Raw genomic sequence first — 14,305 nt, forward strand, 5'->3', positions numbered from 1 at the left:
ATGCCCGAAGCGGGAGTTCTACGAGAAGCGATTAGCGTTCGATCTTGTCAACCTGCAGCATCTTCGCCAGCACGACGTCGAGATCTTCATCATTAAAGATCCGCTTCCAATCGTCCTTGATAATCGCCTCACGCCCATATTCCATCGCGAGGAGGCAAGCATCCGAGAACGGATTCGAACCGCGCAGCGCATTGGTCAGCGCAATATAAACATGCCCGTGGAACATCGCTTCCACCACGTCCTCGGTCATGTCGGTGACCTCGACTGTGTAATCCATGGCTTCCTTGAGGAAAGCACCGATCATGCATCCGATTGTTTCGGCAAGGGTGGGCTCAAGAACCGCGAGATCGTGGACCGAGCACCACTTGACGTCAATGGTCGGGCGGAACATCTGGGCGATAATATCGCGAATTTCCGTATGGATACGTTCTTCGTTACCGTGCTGAACCGCAGCGATGACGTACTGCGGAGCCGCGATGCCACCAAAAGTATCGGCCCATTCTTCCGGAGTCTTCCGCTCAAGGAATACCGAGGGATGAGTGGGGTGGCATGCGCAGTAATCGATATCATCGCGGTGGTAAAGAAGATTTGCGTAGGCGGCAGCCGGATCGAGGGTCACCACCGCGGAACCCGCCTTCTGCTTGGGAACCCATTCAGCGGTGATGTCCTTGAGAGCACGGTCTGGAACCGCGTACACCACCACATCGGCGATGGGGATAATATCCTCATTGGGATGCACCTCAATCCCGCGTTCCGCGAGACGTTTTTGGCCGGCTTCTCCCGTTTCTAGAGCATAAACTTCGTAACGGTCGTCTTCCATAAGGTTCGGGGTAACGCGCATACCCATCTTTCCGCCAGCACCGAGTACCGCGACTTTAATCTTTTCAGACATGTTCATTCCTCCTGATGTAGTTGATTGATTGTTGGGTCCATTGCCGCTCCATAGCGACGGTGGTTTGTATATCTCCTTGCCAGGTCAGCCAGTGTTCGACGATCTGGCTGATGCCTTTCTCGCGGGGGCGCACTTGGGTGATTTCGTCGTCGTAATCAAGAAGACCCTCACCCATCGGCGCGCCAGCATAGGTGAAGCCCACCCATCCGGCCTGCCGCGAGAATGCGAAATCTTTAACGTGGAGATTAAGCGTGTACGGCGCACACCTGGCAATAACATCGCGAGGCAGTTCCAGATTCGCCACGCAATTAGCCGGATCGAGAGCAATACCTACCCGCTCATGTCCGATAGTTTCAATGAGATTAACTAGCGTTTCCGTATCGAGCTGTTCGTAGGTTTCGAAGGCGAGATCAATTCCGAGACTCTCAAGCCGCGGAATAACTGCGCGAATATTTTTCTCCACTTGCGCGAGATCTTCCTCGCCCGGCCCGAAACGAACCATAGAGCGAAGAACCTTGACGCCCATTGTTTCCGCCAGATCCACGTAGGTGCCCAGCCGATCCTCCGTTGTTCCACGGGTACCGAGTTCCAGAGTGACACCGTGGTCATTCCCGTATGCAACGAGGTTCTGCGCCTCCGCGCTACTCAGTTCCTCAACTTTCGGATAATCGCAGATCTGGAAATGGTTGGCTCCCATCTGGGAACTCACCGAGATCATTTCCCGAAGGCTAATCGGCTCCGGATTACGCGCGGACCACTCCCAGAAGAAGGCATAGGTACTTGTTCCTAGCTTGAGTTCCAGTTCTGGTTGCGACATTGCACTCCTTTCTTATGACGTTGGGACATTATTTAGCTGAGGGTCTGGGTGGAGGTAGTCACCGCTTCCGTAGAACTATTAGCCTCGGAGGCATCGACTTCGGAAGTCCGCCGCATGGCAAGTAACAGCAATCCGGAAAGAACCATGAAACCGCCCGTGACGATCATCGGAATGAGGTAATCGCCTGTGTGGTCCTTGAGGAATCCGGTGACGTACCCGGAGGAGAAACCAGCGATATTTCCAAGAGTATTGATGAGTGCCACACCTGCCGCGGCAGCTGCGCCGGTGAGGAATTGGGTGGGCAAGGTCCAGAAATTCGGTAGTACCGCGAAAATGGAGCATGCCGTCACGGTGACAAGGACCATGGTTGCAATCGGATTATCAACGACGACGAGCGAAAGGGGAATGCATACACCACCGGCAATCGCAGGTGCGACAATATGCCACTTTTGCAGGCCTTGTTTTTGTACGAGTCTGGACCAGCAGTACAACACGATTGCCGCGAAGATGTAGGGAGTACCGGTAATAATGCCTTCTGTCAGAGAATTGAGAGACCCCACCTGGTCACGGAAGCCAGCAACAATGGTCGGCAAGAAGAAGCTGAGCGCATACAGGCCATAGATGAAACCAAAGTAAATGATGGACAGCAGCCATACCCGCCCATTGGTGAATGTTTCCCAGGTGCTGACCTTGTGTTTCTCTTCCGTTTTCTTCGCTTCGTGATCAAGTTCGTTACTCAGCCAGGCAGCCTCTTCTTCGGTGAGCCAGGAGGCCTCGTGGGGATTCTCTTTCAGAACCCAGAGACAAAGCACTCCAACGATGACGGCAGGCAGACCCACGCCTAGAAACATCACACGCCAGCCTTCCAATCCGAAAAGACCGTGCGCCTGGATGAGGAGACCCGCCAAGGGGGCTCCGACCGCGGTAGTGAGCGGCTGCGCCAGGTAGAACAGACCTAGGACCTTCGCGCGGTGCCGCGCGGGAACCCACAAGGACAGGAAAAGAATCGCGCCGGGGAAGAAGCCGGCTTCTGCGACACCTAGGAGGAACCGTAACCAGTAGAGCTGGGTCGCAGTTTGCACCCAGGTGAAGAGGACAGCCACGATGCCCCAGGTGATCATGATGCGCGCGAGCCAGACGCGGGCCCCAAATCGGTGAAGCGCAAGATTCGAGGGGATCTCGAGGAGGATATAGCCAATAAAGAACACCCCGGAGGCGAATCCAAATTGCGCGGCGGTAAGCCCTAAATCATCAGTCATTCCATGGGGCGCCGCAAACGAGATCGCGGTTCGATCTAAAAAGTTGATGAAAAACATCAAAGCAACAAAGGGAACAATCCGGCGTGAGACTTTGGAAATCGCCGATTTCTCAATCGCTGCCGTGCTCCTTGTTGCGCTTCTTGCGCCCGGATACGCCGGACGAGTCTTCGTGAGGGAGTTCTCACCACTTGACTTATTAGCACTAGTCACGTTGTAAAAAGACCTTCCCGCCACCCGGAGCGTCGTCGCCCATGTGGCCTATCGGAATCGTTCAAAAAAGAAAATCCAGGATTCCCGCACCATTGCAACGAGAAACCTTCCGGCCGAACGTCTTCGTCCGGTTTTCTTAGATTGTCAGATTCGCCATCTTCGGTCACGCTGTTTTCCATTTTGGTTGACCACTTTGGACCTCACGGGTGCCTTAAGGCCTAGATTGGCGGGCTTTAAGGTAATTTGTGAGGTCTTTCACTCTCCAAGTTTCTTGGAACCGATAAGTCCCTGACGATCCCGGATTATTGCATCCCATTCTCAATAGAATGAACCTGTACGGATCGTAGCCCGAGCCACGGGCGCGATCACATCCAACTACTGAAGAACAACGGACGATGACGAAGTCACACGGATCTCCTAGCGCCGAGTCGACGCCACAAAAAAGGACCACCCACGCTTCCTCTGCTATCAAATTGCACGGGTCGTCCGCTTCTGCCGTCACAGCGCAACGCTTTATTGACTACCTCTACGAGAATTCTTTTACCCCGGGAGACAAAGTACCTGCAGAGCGCACCCTCATGACCGAGTTCGACGTTCCGCGTTCGACGCTTCGCGAAGCTATTTCGGTATTGGAAGTATTGGGGATTGTGGAGACTCGCCCCGGTTCCGGAACGTACTTGCGTAGCACCACCTCGGAGCTGCTCCCGGAGACCCTGTCCTGGAGCCTTCTTCTCAGCCAACATACTTTCGGAGATTTACTGGATGTACGCACAGCTCTCGAAGTGGAAATTGCTCGCTTAGCGGCTGCACGCGTGAGCGAAGAACTTCTTGAAGCTCTCGGAGAAACGCTCGCGGAGCAGCGCACTGCACTCAATGCCGCTGATCACGAGGAATATGTGCGAGCCGACCGTGATTTCCACCGCCAGCTTTCCGAAGCGTGCGGCAATAGCTCCTTGGAAATGCTCAGTTCTACGGTGCGCTCCCTTACCCGAGTCTGGCGTGATCGTAGAGTCGACTCAATCGAGGAGATCCGTAAGGCCTATAACGAACATCGTGCAATATTTACCGCAGTGTTAGGGCATGACGCTGATGCCGCTGCCGATGCCATGTTCGCACATATGAAATCAGCTAAGCGGCGGCTCATGGAAACTCTTATCGCACCGCAAGAATGACTGTATACAACGCGGAAACCTCCGGGATACTCGCCTGCAGAAAATAGGCGCACCAAAGGAACTGGCCGAACGAGCAACTACTCGAATTTTTCGAGTAGTTCGATGTGGGAACCCCGCAGTTCACGCCACCGCCCCAACATACTCAGCCAGGCGCGGCAGCTCCGCCGTCGTACTAACTACGAGGAACTGCCGCTACCTGCACAAAGAGACTCTGCTACCCGAAAACGTTCGGTCCACCGAATACCCGGCCACCCGGATAAAATCCACTACCCCCGCACCGCTTCCGCGGCGAGCTCAAGGTTGCGGATATATCCTTCCGCGGTCCACGCCGAGCGCCCGATAAAGAGGCCGCCCACGCCCGGGATTCCTAGGATGTTCTGGTTGTTCTCATGATTGACGGAACCACCGTAAAGAATGGCCTCCACGCGGTTTCCGTAACGCTCCGCGAGCGCCGCGAAAGTGCGGACCAGGTCCTCGCGCCGGGGCGGGCGGCCGTGTTCCCCAATCGCCCAGATCGGCTCGTAGGCGAGGAGCACCCGCGAAGTGTCCTCCACGCCTTCCAGGGCCGCGCCGACCTGCGCGGTAATGAAGGGAAGGGTCTGCCCCGCCTCGAACACCTCGGCCGGCTCGCCGAAGCACACCAGCGGGATAACCCCGTGGCGCAGCGCGGCTTTGACCTTGAGATTCACGGTCCGATCCGTTTCTCCGAAGTATTCGCGCCGCTCGGAATGCCCCATTTCGATGATGGTGGCCCCGGCGTCCATAGCCTGCGGGATCGACACTTCACCGGTCCACGCTCCGGCATCCTCCCAGGCTGCGTTTTGCGCGCCCACCAGGATCCCAGTTCCCTCTAGCTCGCTAGCCGCCACGTCGATGGCGGTAAACGAGGGGATAATAAAAGGCTGGATATCACCGAGCGCACTAACGTCCACACCGGCAAGGATACGGGCATACTCTCGCGCAAAAGCGCGAGTGCCGTTCATTTTCCAACTGGTTCCAACCCAGAGCATTATTCCTCCAGCGAGCCGTCATAGGCGCAGATCGCATCCACATTGGCCTTGGAGTGCGAGCTCGGGTCGAATTCATAATTGAAGAATTCCTTGGCCAGCCGCCGCGCGAGCTCCGCACCAATCACCCGCTGCCCCAGGCACAGCACCTGCGCATTATTGGAGAGCACCAGGCGTTCCACCGAGAACGAATCATGCGCGGTGGAGGCGCGAATCCCCTTGACTTTATTGGCGGACATCGCCACGCCCATCCCGGTCCCGCAGATGAAAATGCCTCGATCCGCTTCACCGCGCGCGATCATTTCCGCGCCCGCGGTGGCGAGATTGGGATACAGCTCGGATTCACCTTCATGCAGGCCCAGGTCGATCACTTCGTCAATCCGGTCATCTTTCTCCAGGTCAGCCTTGATGAGGTCCTTGTATCCGTACCCGGCCGAATCGCCGAGCACCACCACACGAAATCCCATATCTACTCCTTTGTTTTCTTTTCTCGACATGTATACGGGTTGGTACATTCTTGCGAAGCCGCGCGACATTGTGGGTGCGGCCGCCCACTGCTATTCCACCACACGAACCGCGCAAAAAGCCATATTTTGGCGTATTTTCACCGTTTTATTCCACCTTCTTGCGCGGTTCGCGCAGATTAGTCTCAGAGCGCCTCCGCCGCCGCGGCCATGAGCAGGGCGAAGGAGACTGCGCCCGGATCCGGGTGCCCGAGTGACGCATCGCCGTGGGTCTTGGCCCGCCCCTTGCGTGCGGCCAGTTCCGCGGTGGCTTCGGCGGCCTGGCGGGCTACTTCGGCCGCGCGGGTCCAGGCTTCCTTGAGACCGGCGCCCCCGGCGAGCTCCTTTTCCAGCGCGTCGGCAAAAGGTTCGGTTGCGTCCACCATCGTTTTATCTCCGACGACGGCGCCACCGTCCCGCGCCACATTCCGCGCCGCATCGACCACGGCTGCGCCCAATGTTTCGACTGAAACCGCCGCGCCATTGTCAAGGTGGGTGGCAGCCTGGCAGATGGCGTCTCCCCAGAGCGCGCCCGAGGTCCCGCCCGCACCTTCGGACCAGGCCTTACCGGCTACGTCCACCAAGCTGGCTGCCCCAGCCTTCGCGGTAAGGGCCCGGCGCACCGCATCGCGCGCGGCCACCGAGCCGAGGGTCATGCCCTGGCCATGGTCGCCATCTCCGGCGATGGAATCCAGCTTGCCCAGATCCGCTTCCGCAGCGATAGCGGCATCGGCAAAAGCGGTGAAAACGGTGGCGATGCGTTCCGCCTGCGCTGCCGATTCCGGCGCGCCGGCGCTGAGCTCCACCGCGTGCGCTTCAGCAACGGGGCGTTCGCGGCGCTGCTGGTTCTCTACATTTCCGGTGCGGAAAGCGGGGGTATCCGCTCCGGCCAGCCAGAACTTCTCCAGCTCTTCATCGAGGAAAGCCACCGTGAGGGAAACCCCGGCCATATCGAGCGAGGTCACCTGTTCGCCCACCACCGGTGCCACGACCTCCAGGCCGCGCTCGGCGAGGAGGGTGGAAACGGCGTGGTAAAGCACGAACATTTCTTCGTACTTCACTCCGCCCAGCCCATTGACGATCACGGTTACGCGCCCGTTGTAGCCGCCCTCGCGGCGTTCGGGTTCTTCGGCAAGAACACCATCTACCAGCAGGGCTGCCAGTTCATCCGCGGTGGCGTGCGCGTGTTCGGAAATTCCGGGTTCGCCGTGGATCCCGAGCCCAAGGGCGAATTTTCCGTCCGGCACGGTGAAGAGCGGTTCGCCTGCTCCCGGAAGGGTGCAGCCGGTGAAGGCCACCCCGAGGGTGCGGGTGGAATCATTAGCATGCCAGCCGATGCGTTCGGCTTCGTCCAGGTTGTATCCGGCAGCAATCGCTCCGCCGGTTACTTTCACGACGAAGAGGTCGCCCGCGATGCCCCGGCGTTCGCGGTGTTTTTCCGGGGTGCCCGATGCGACGTCGTCAGAAATCTGTACTTCGCGCACATCCAAGCCGTCCGCGCGCATGATGCTGGCGGCCTTCCCGAAGTGGAGGACGTCTCCGGCGTAATTGCCGTACATGAGGAGAACCCCGCCGCCGTTATCGGCAGCCTGGGATACCGCGGTGACCTGGGACTGCGAGGGGGACGCAAAAATGTTCCCGCATACGCAGCCGTGCGCCATGCCCGGGCCGACCCAGCCGGGGAAGGCCGGGTAATGCCCCGAACCGCCCCCGATCACCAGGGCCACTTCACCCTCCGGGGAAGTAGTAGAACGGACGACACCGCCGTGCACCGCTTCCACGTACCGCTCATTGGCGGCGATGAAACCCGCGAGGGCTTCAGCGGGGAATTGTTTGGGATCGTTGTAGATAAACGTCATTGTTACTCCGTTGGTTGTTCTTTGAGGATTGCACTCTGGCGGGCGCGATCCTCAGCGATTTTTGCTCGTACCGCACCGGATAGGCCGAAAGCCATGAGCCCGGCAACGGCGACCGATACTCCGAAGAACACCGTGGTAGCGAACATATTTCCGTTCGTGAGATCTTGCAGCCATCCGCCGAGGTACGGGCCGAGCATGCCGCCGAGGTTCCCGATACCGTTAATGATACCGAAGCCGGCACCCACCGCCGCCGGGGGCAGCAGCAGGGAGTTGATCGTCCAGTACGGGGCGAAGAAGGAGAGCTGGCAGGCGGTTGCCGCCGCGAGTGCGACCACCACCAACCACCGCTGGTCCGCCGTCACGAAGGAAGAAAGCGCCAGGATAATACCGCCAAGAATGAGCGGAATACCCACGCGGGTGCAGTAGCGTTGGTCGCGGTCCGCGCCCTTGCCGTTGAACCAGATGGCGATACCGGCGCAGACGGGCGGGATTGCGGAAACCAGACCCACCGTGAGCGAGCCGTGGAAGGACTGCTTGAGGAGGGTGGGCAGCCAGATCTGGAGCCCGTAGAAGCCCAGCCACACAAACATCCCCAGGAAAGCCAGGTACCAGGTGAAGGGATTGCGCACCGCGAGGCGCCAATCCGATTCCACCGGTTTTTCACTGCCGTCGATGATTTGCAGGGCGCGGATCTCGTCCTTTTCATCCTGATCAATCCACCGGGCGGTATCCGGATTATCGGCGGCGAAGTACCACCACAGTCCCACGCCGATGACCAGCGGCAGGGCACCCTGAATAATGAAGAGTTCGCGCCAGTTCCCGTACATGAGGATGAGGCCGGCGAAGGGACCGGTGATGATCGTGGCGATGGGATTGTGCATGATGAACAGCGAGAAGGCCCGCCCGCGTTCCGCCTTGGAGAACCACCGGGAAATGAGAACCATGAGTGCTGGCTGCACCCCGCCCTCGAAAACCCCGAGGGTGAAACGCGCGATGAGTAGCTGCGTATACGAGTGGACGAAACCGGCCAGAATCGCGCAGACTCCCCACCCGATCATGAGCACAAAGACAACTTTCCGGGCACTCCACTTTTGCGCCAGGTAGCCGCCCGGGACCTGGAGTACCAGGTACCCAATGAAGAAGATTCCCGCGGCGAATCCGGCCTGGGACGCATCCATATTGAGACTTTCCCGGATGCCTTCCATGCCGAAGCCAATATTGACACGGTCGATATACGCGATGATGTAAATCGTGATAATAACGGGAATGAGAATTTTCCAGCGGCGCCGCGCTGACGTGGGAACGTGGACCGGGGTTGTCATTTATGCCTCCTCGGCGATTGTTTCGAGCGCGTAGACGCGTGCGGGTCCGCCATCCGCACCCTTGATTTTCAACGGCGCCGCGAAGAAGAGGAAGCGCTCCTGGCTAAGCTGTTCCAGCCCGGCCAGGTATTCGATTTGCAGGATTCCCTTGGGCAGCAGCACGGTATGGCAGGCCCAGTCTTCGATGGGTTCGTGATGCTCAAAATCCGTGAGGTACGGTTCGCGGATCGCCCGGTCCTGCGGGAAATCAAAAGCGATTGCCTTGGCCTCAAGTTCGAGGAGGTATTCCGCGCCGGACTTCGTAATCCACGGGGACATAGTCCAGAACTCTGGTTCGGTTGTGGGGTGGCGCAGTGCCTGGTTGCTGCGGATAAGTACGACGTCGCCGGCGCGTACCGCGCCGGCCCGGGCCTCAAGAACTTCGCGGGAAAGTGCGGCGTTATCACCCAAATCCGCGACGTCAATCAGGCTGGCTTCCCCGCAGAAACGCTCGATGGGGAGCATCTCGATGGTTTCCAGGGCCCGATCAACGTGCTGGGGCGCATCGCAATGGGAGAAATTATGGGCACCGTAATCTTTGAGAACGGTGGAACGGAAGGTGAATTCCGGTTTCGGAAGTTCCTTGAAGGCGAACTCCGGAGCGAAACGCCAATGCGGCTCGATAAGCATCGACAGATCGACGACGCGATAGTGATCGAAAAATCCCATGGTAGTTGTCCTATTTTTCGGCGTGCGCGGCGGTGCGCACGGCTTCCGATGTTGTGTTGAGCAGATCGTGCGGGAGGCGGTAGATCCGCACCGCGTTCTCTGCGTAGGCGGCTCGTTGTTCCGCCTGGGACCATCCGCTCGTGATCTCACGGAAGCCATTCCAAATATCGGCGAAGCTTCCGGCGATGGAATCGACCGGGAAATTCGAGGCGAACATAATGCGTTCGGTTCCGAAAATCTCGGTGATTTTTTCCACGATGGGACGGTTATTTTCCACGGTCCAGGGCTGGTCTTTCAGCCCGATCCCGGAAATCTTGATGGATACCTGCGGATATTGCGCCATGAATTCCAGTGCATGTGCCCAGCCGGCGATCATATCCGGGTGGCGATCCGCGGGGAGCCCGGAGTGGTTAATAATGAGGGGAATATCCGGGTTCTCATCCAGAACGGTTTTCGCCTCGGTCATATGCCACCAGGCCACTTGCAGGTCGAAACTAAATCCAACGGCGCGCAGCGCCGCGTAGCCCTTCTGCCACTGCGGGTCAGTGAGCAGGCTCGGGTTGCTTTCCACGCTGGCCGGCGAATCGGATTGCCCGGGTTTATTACGAACTCCGCGCACAATGGGGATCTCCGCTAATTCTTCGAGGGTGTCCTGCACCTGCGGATCTTTGAGAATCGCGTGCCCCACCCCGCCGTTGGGGAGTCCGAAGCGATCTGCAATATTTTGGGTGTAACGCATTTCGCCAACTGGATCATCAAGCTCCCATTCGGTTTCCATCGTTACCGATCCGACGAGGTTGAGGTTAATACTCGCGGCTAAATCAGTGAGATCCGCCGGCAAGAAATCAACTTTGGTCGGATCGTAATTACCGTAGCGGAAGGGGATATGCGCATCGGGGCGCAGCCAGGGCTGGTATCCCAGATGCGGCTCCCAGAAGTGATGGTGCGCGTCAATTACTGGACCTGTGTATAACTCCATTGTTTCCTCCTTGGTCCGGGTGCGGCGGCGCCATCGCGGTGGCACATGCCGCAGTGGCCCCACCGCACCCAAAAATTCGTCTCTATGAGGCGCGTTTATGCGGTGACCCGCCGCTGCGCCAAGGGACGATTGAAATTAATGAGGGCGGAACCGATCATGTACAGTCCTGCCGCGCAGGCGAGGAAGACGAATGCTCCGGTGAAGGAGCCCCCGGCTGCCTTAATCGCGTAGCCCATGATGATGGGGGCAAGCGCCCCGCCCAGGGACGAGGCCATATTCATGACGGAACCCACCGTGCCCACCTGGCTCTTCGGGGCGAGCCAGGCTGGAATCGCCCAGTACAGCCCACCGAAGTTCGTGAAGAACACGGCGCCGGAGAGCAGGAAGAGGGCGGTCATCCCGGAGGGCGCGAAGGGGATAGCTGCCACGCATACCGCCATGCCGAGGGCCGAGCCCACCAGCAGCGCCTTCATGACCTTGTTGTAATCATTGAAGGTGCGCCGCCCCCAATCCGCGAGCCACCCGGCTACCAGCTGGCCCACCACACCCATCATGAACATGAAGAAGGTGCCCCAGCCCAGGCCGGCCAGATCGAAATCGCGAGCGCGCGAGAGGTAGGACGGGGTCCAGGAGATGAGGCCCCACCATACGGTGGCCCAGCCCAGGCGCCCGAACCAGAAGGCCCACCAGGAGGTGGAACGCGCGTAGTCCACGATGCGCGGGAGCTTGGCTTTTTCTTCCGCGCTGAGTTCGGCGCCTTCCTGACCTACCTCACCTTCGCGGATATGTTCGAGTTCTTCCGCGCTCACCCGCGGGTGTTCTTCCGGAGTGTCACGTACCCAGATGTAGTAGATAATCGCGACGACAACCGTGATCCCGCCGGTGATGTAGAAGGCCCAGCGCCAGGATCCGAAGAAGCCAATAATGGCGGTGACCATAATGCCACCCACGGCGGATCCGAAGGCCCCGGCCATATCCACGAAGGTGGCGCCGCGGGCGCGTTCCCCGGAAGGCAACCACGAGGAATTGAGCTTGGAGCCCGAGGGAGCACACGGCGCTTCCAATGCACCGAGGAGCAGGCGGGAGACCCCGAAGCCCAAACCGGTGTGGATGAAACCGATAACCATCTGAGTTCCGCCCCAGAGAGCCCCGGCTGCGCCGATCACGCGGCGCGGCCCGAATTTATCGAGGAGCCAGCCACCGGGAACCTGGAAGATGAGGTAGGTCCAGAAGAAGGTGGAAAGGATCCACCCCTGCATATCCTCATCGATGCCCAGTTCCTTATCGATAAAGGGCAGGGCGATGGACAGGGTGGTGCGGTCAATGTAATTGAGCAGAATAATGAGCCATAAAATCATGAAGACTTCAATGCGAATCTTCGATTTTTTACCCTTCTTCGAGTGGCTCACTGCGTGCTTGCGAACAGACATGGCGAACCGGCTTCCTATGCCTGAGCCGCTTCTGCGGTCTTGATACCGAGAGAGGTAGCAATATCGAAGGCCCGCTGGGAGGGCCCGATGGAGGCGATGCCCTGGCCCACGATTTCGTAGGCGGTACCGTGCGCCGGGGTAGCCAGCGGAACCGGCAAACCGCCCTGAACTGTCACGCCCTTATCGAAGCCAATGGTCTTGAGTGCGATCTGGCCCTGGTCGTGGTACATCGTGACAACGCCGTCGAAATTCCCCTTCTGGGCACGCATGAAGGTGGTGTCCGGCGGGAAGGGACCCTGCACGTTAACGCCGTCGAACTGCGCAAGTTCCACGCCCGGGGCGATATGGTCGATTTCTTCACGGCCAAACTGCCCGGATTCTCCCCCGTGCGGGTTGAGCGCGCATACCGCAATACGCGGTTCTTCCACCCCGATGCCCTTAATAACATCGTTGAGCAGATTAATGGCATCGCGGACCGCCCGGGCGTTAATACGGGCAGCTACCTGCGAGATGCCGCAATGCGAGGTCACACGCGAGGTGGTGAGACCGGGAATGAAATTAAGTTCGGAGGTGAAGCCGTCGTAATTGAGTTCCTTGGCGAACCAGCGCAGCTCGTCTTCCTCATGCATACCGGCTTCGTGGAGTGCGGCCTTATTGAGTGGGAGGAAGATAATGGCATCCGCCTTGCCTTCCTTGTACATACCGATGGCCTTGAGGAGATCGGATTTTACGCGCCGGCCGCCTTCCACGGAATGTTCTCCGCGCTTGACGGGTTGGTCTTGCAGTTCGGATCCCACGATCTGCACCTCACCGGGCTTCGCTTCTTCCGAATAGGGGAAGCTCAGGGAAAGTTCCGCGCAGTATTTTTCTACTTCCGCGGCCGAAGCGAGCAGCTTAATATTGGCCTTTGTGCGGTTTTCTTCATCGGCGCACAGCTTCATGGCCAGTTCCGGGCCGATACCCGAAGGATCACCGATAGTCATAGCGAGATTGGGAACGGTAGTCATTGTTTTCTCCTTTGTAGGTGTGGCCGTGAGTGCGGCCGAGGACGGACGGGTAACTGGGGTGAATAGGTTCGAGAATTAGTACGACGACGCAGCAGCGGCTTCGCCGCAGCTGGACCCGCCAGCAGGGGACGCAGCGGAGCGAACGGAATCTCCGGAGGCGAAGGGATCAATGGTGCGCAAGGCGGAGCGGAGTACCTGGCGGATATAGCGGGCGTTGGTCGCGCCCACGCCCAGCCAGTCCGAGCCGTAGTGTTCCACCATGAACGCTCCGGTAAATCCGCCCCGCAAGCCCTGCCGGATCACGGCGCGATAGTTAATGAGTCCGCTTTCCAGGGGAACCGGCGCGGACATATAGGTGCCGGTTTCCGGGTCCTCATCGCGAATGTAGTTCTTGATATGCCAGTAATTGGCGTAGGGAAGAACGGCATCGAACATCTCCTGGTAGCTGGGCATAGGCCGGTGGAGGCGAATGAGATTGCCAATATCCGGATTGAGCCCCACGTTGTCACGGTCAATATCGCGCACGAAGCGAACCGCGCCGTCGTGGGTTCCCACGTAGGTGTCCTCGTACATTTCCAGGCTGATCTGCATCCCGTATTGCCCGGCGTGCCGGGCTAGTTCCCGCACCCGCTCTATCGCGAGCGGGCGCAGCTGCGGATCGCATACGTGCCCGGGGGCCAACCAGAACCACAGCGCTTTTTCCTGCGCCGGGGTGAGGGCTTCCATGAAACCAATATTTATAACCTGGGCCCCGAGCTCATGCCCGCGGTCGATGAGATCATGCACGAAGGCAAGATTGGCATCTCCGTTGCGCACATCAACGACGGAACGCCTGCCCACGGAGATAGCTGGAATGCTGAGGTCGAGATCCCGGCAGATATCCCGGAAGGACGCGAAACGTTTTTCGGGTAGATCAACAAGGGGAACCCAGTCATCCATCGGGTCAATAGCGCTAAAGCCGAGTTCTTTGACTTGCAGAAGCTGGTCTTCCCATACGCTCAGCGGCGCGGTGGCTATATCCTCCCCTGTTTCCGTGCGGGATCCGAAATTCATCTTGGCCGCAATTGGCCAGGTATCCGCCGTATACACCTCATCACTCCTTTCGCCGGCCCCGTATCCGGGGCCGGCGCCTATTCGCTT

At 58.8% G+C, this 14,305-nt stretch carries 13 protein-coding genes; 1 reads left to right on the top strand and 12 read right to left on the bottom strand.

Annotated features, from left to right (window positions below; translation table 11 throughout):
* Positions 1-31: 31 nt before the first annotated feature.
* The 3 genes from ACRQHG_RS06405 to ACRQHG_RS06415 are packed head-to-tail and all read right to left on the bottom strand — an operon-like array spanning position 32 to position 3,025.
* Positions 32-892, bottom strand: coding sequence for a phosphogluconate dehydrogenase C-terminal domain-containing protein (locus ACRQHG_RS06405; protein WP_435706410.1), 861 nt, complete (start codon positions 890-892; stop codon positions 32-34).
* Entirely contained in the window at positions 885-1,709 is an 825-nt protein-coding gene (locus tag ACRQHG_RS06410; protein WP_435713471.1) for a sugar phosphate isomerase/epimerase family protein, read from the bottom strand. Before ACRQHG_RS06410 ends, ACRQHG_RS06405 begins: the two co-directional genes overlap by 8 nt.
* Before the next feature lie 32 nt (positions 1,710-1,741).
* Positions 1,742-3,025, bottom strand: coding sequence for an MFS transporter (locus ACRQHG_RS06415; RefSeq protein ID WP_435713470.1), 1,284 nt, complete (start codon positions 3,023-3,025; stop codon positions 1,742-1,744).
* Between the two features lie 626 nt (positions 3,026-3,651).
* Between ACRQHG_RS06415 and ACRQHG_RS06420 the strand changes: the two genes are divergently transcribed.
* Positions 3,652-4,350 (top strand): FadR/GntR family transcriptional regulator, encoded by a 699-nt coding sequence (locus ACRQHG_RS06420; RefSeq protein ID WP_435706364.1) that lies wholly within the window; start codon positions 3,652-3,654, stop codon positions 4,348-4,350.
* A gap of 266 nt (positions 4,351-4,616) precedes the next feature.
* Here the strand turns inward: ACRQHG_RS06420 and ACRQHG_RS06425 are convergent, their stop codons facing one another.
* From ACRQHG_RS06425 to ACRQHG_RS06465, 9 genes are all read right to left on the bottom strand, one after another.
* Complete coding sequence (locus ACRQHG_RS06425) at positions 4,617-5,360, bottom strand: triose-phosphate isomerase (RefSeq protein WP_435706363.1); 744 nt, start codon at positions 5,358-5,360, stop codon at positions 4,617-4,619.
* Positions 5,360-5,824: a ribose-5-phosphate isomerase gene (locus ACRQHG_RS06430; protein WP_435706362.1), complete on the bottom strand. Its 465-nt coding sequence runs from the start codon at positions 5,822-5,824 to the stop codon at positions 5,360-5,362. Before ACRQHG_RS06430 ends, ACRQHG_RS06425 begins: the two co-directional genes overlap by 1 nt.
* Positions 5,825-6,006: 182 nt before the next feature.
* Positions 6,007-7,719 (bottom strand): dihydroxyacetone kinase family protein, encoded by a 1,713-nt coding sequence (locus tag ACRQHG_RS06435; RefSeq protein WP_435706361.1) that lies wholly within the window; start codon positions 7,717-7,719, stop codon positions 6,007-6,009.
* A 2-nt stretch (positions 7,720-7,721) separates the two neighbouring features.
* On the bottom strand, positions 7,722-9,041 hold the full coding sequence (locus ACRQHG_RS06440) for an MFS transporter (protein WP_435713469.1): 1,320 nt from the start codon (positions 9,039-9,041) through the stop codon (positions 7,722-7,724).
* The gene (locus tag ACRQHG_RS06445) at positions 9,042-9,749 is read right to left on the bottom strand and encodes a cyclase family protein (protein WP_435706359.1); all 708 of its coding nucleotides are present in this window, start codon (positions 9,747-9,749) and stop codon (positions 9,042-9,044) included.
* A 10-nt stretch (positions 9,750-9,759) separates the two neighbouring features.
* The gene (locus tag ACRQHG_RS06450; RefSeq protein ID WP_435719831.1) at positions 9,760-10,728 is read right to left on the bottom strand and encodes an amidohydrolase family protein; all 969 of its coding nucleotides are present in this window, start codon (positions 10,726-10,728) and stop codon (positions 9,760-9,762) included.
* A gap of 95 nt (positions 10,729-10,823) precedes the next feature.
* Entirely contained in the window at positions 10,824-12,158 is a 1,335-nt protein-coding gene (locus tag ACRQHG_RS06455; RefSeq protein ID WP_435706357.1) for an MFS transporter, read from the bottom strand.
* A 14-nt stretch (positions 12,159-12,172) separates the two neighbouring features.
* Positions 12,173-13,165, bottom strand: coding sequence for a 4-hydroxythreonine-4-phosphate dehydrogenase PdxA (locus ACRQHG_RS06460; RefSeq protein ID WP_435706356.1), 993 nt, complete (start codon positions 13,163-13,165; stop codon positions 12,173-12,175).
* Between the two features lie 75 nt (positions 13,166-13,240).
* Positions 13,241-14,254 (bottom strand): sugar phosphate isomerase/epimerase family protein, encoded by a 1,014-nt coding sequence (locus ACRQHG_RS06465; RefSeq protein WP_435706355.1) that lies wholly within the window; start codon positions 14,252-14,254, stop codon positions 13,241-13,243.
* Between the last annotated feature and the right edge of the window lie 51 nt (positions 14,255-14,305).

The organism is Actinotignum vesiculae, assembly GCF_051267215.1.
Lineage (GTDB): Bacteria > Actinomycetota > Actinomycetes > Actinomycetales > Actinomycetaceae > Actinotignum > Actinotignum schaalii.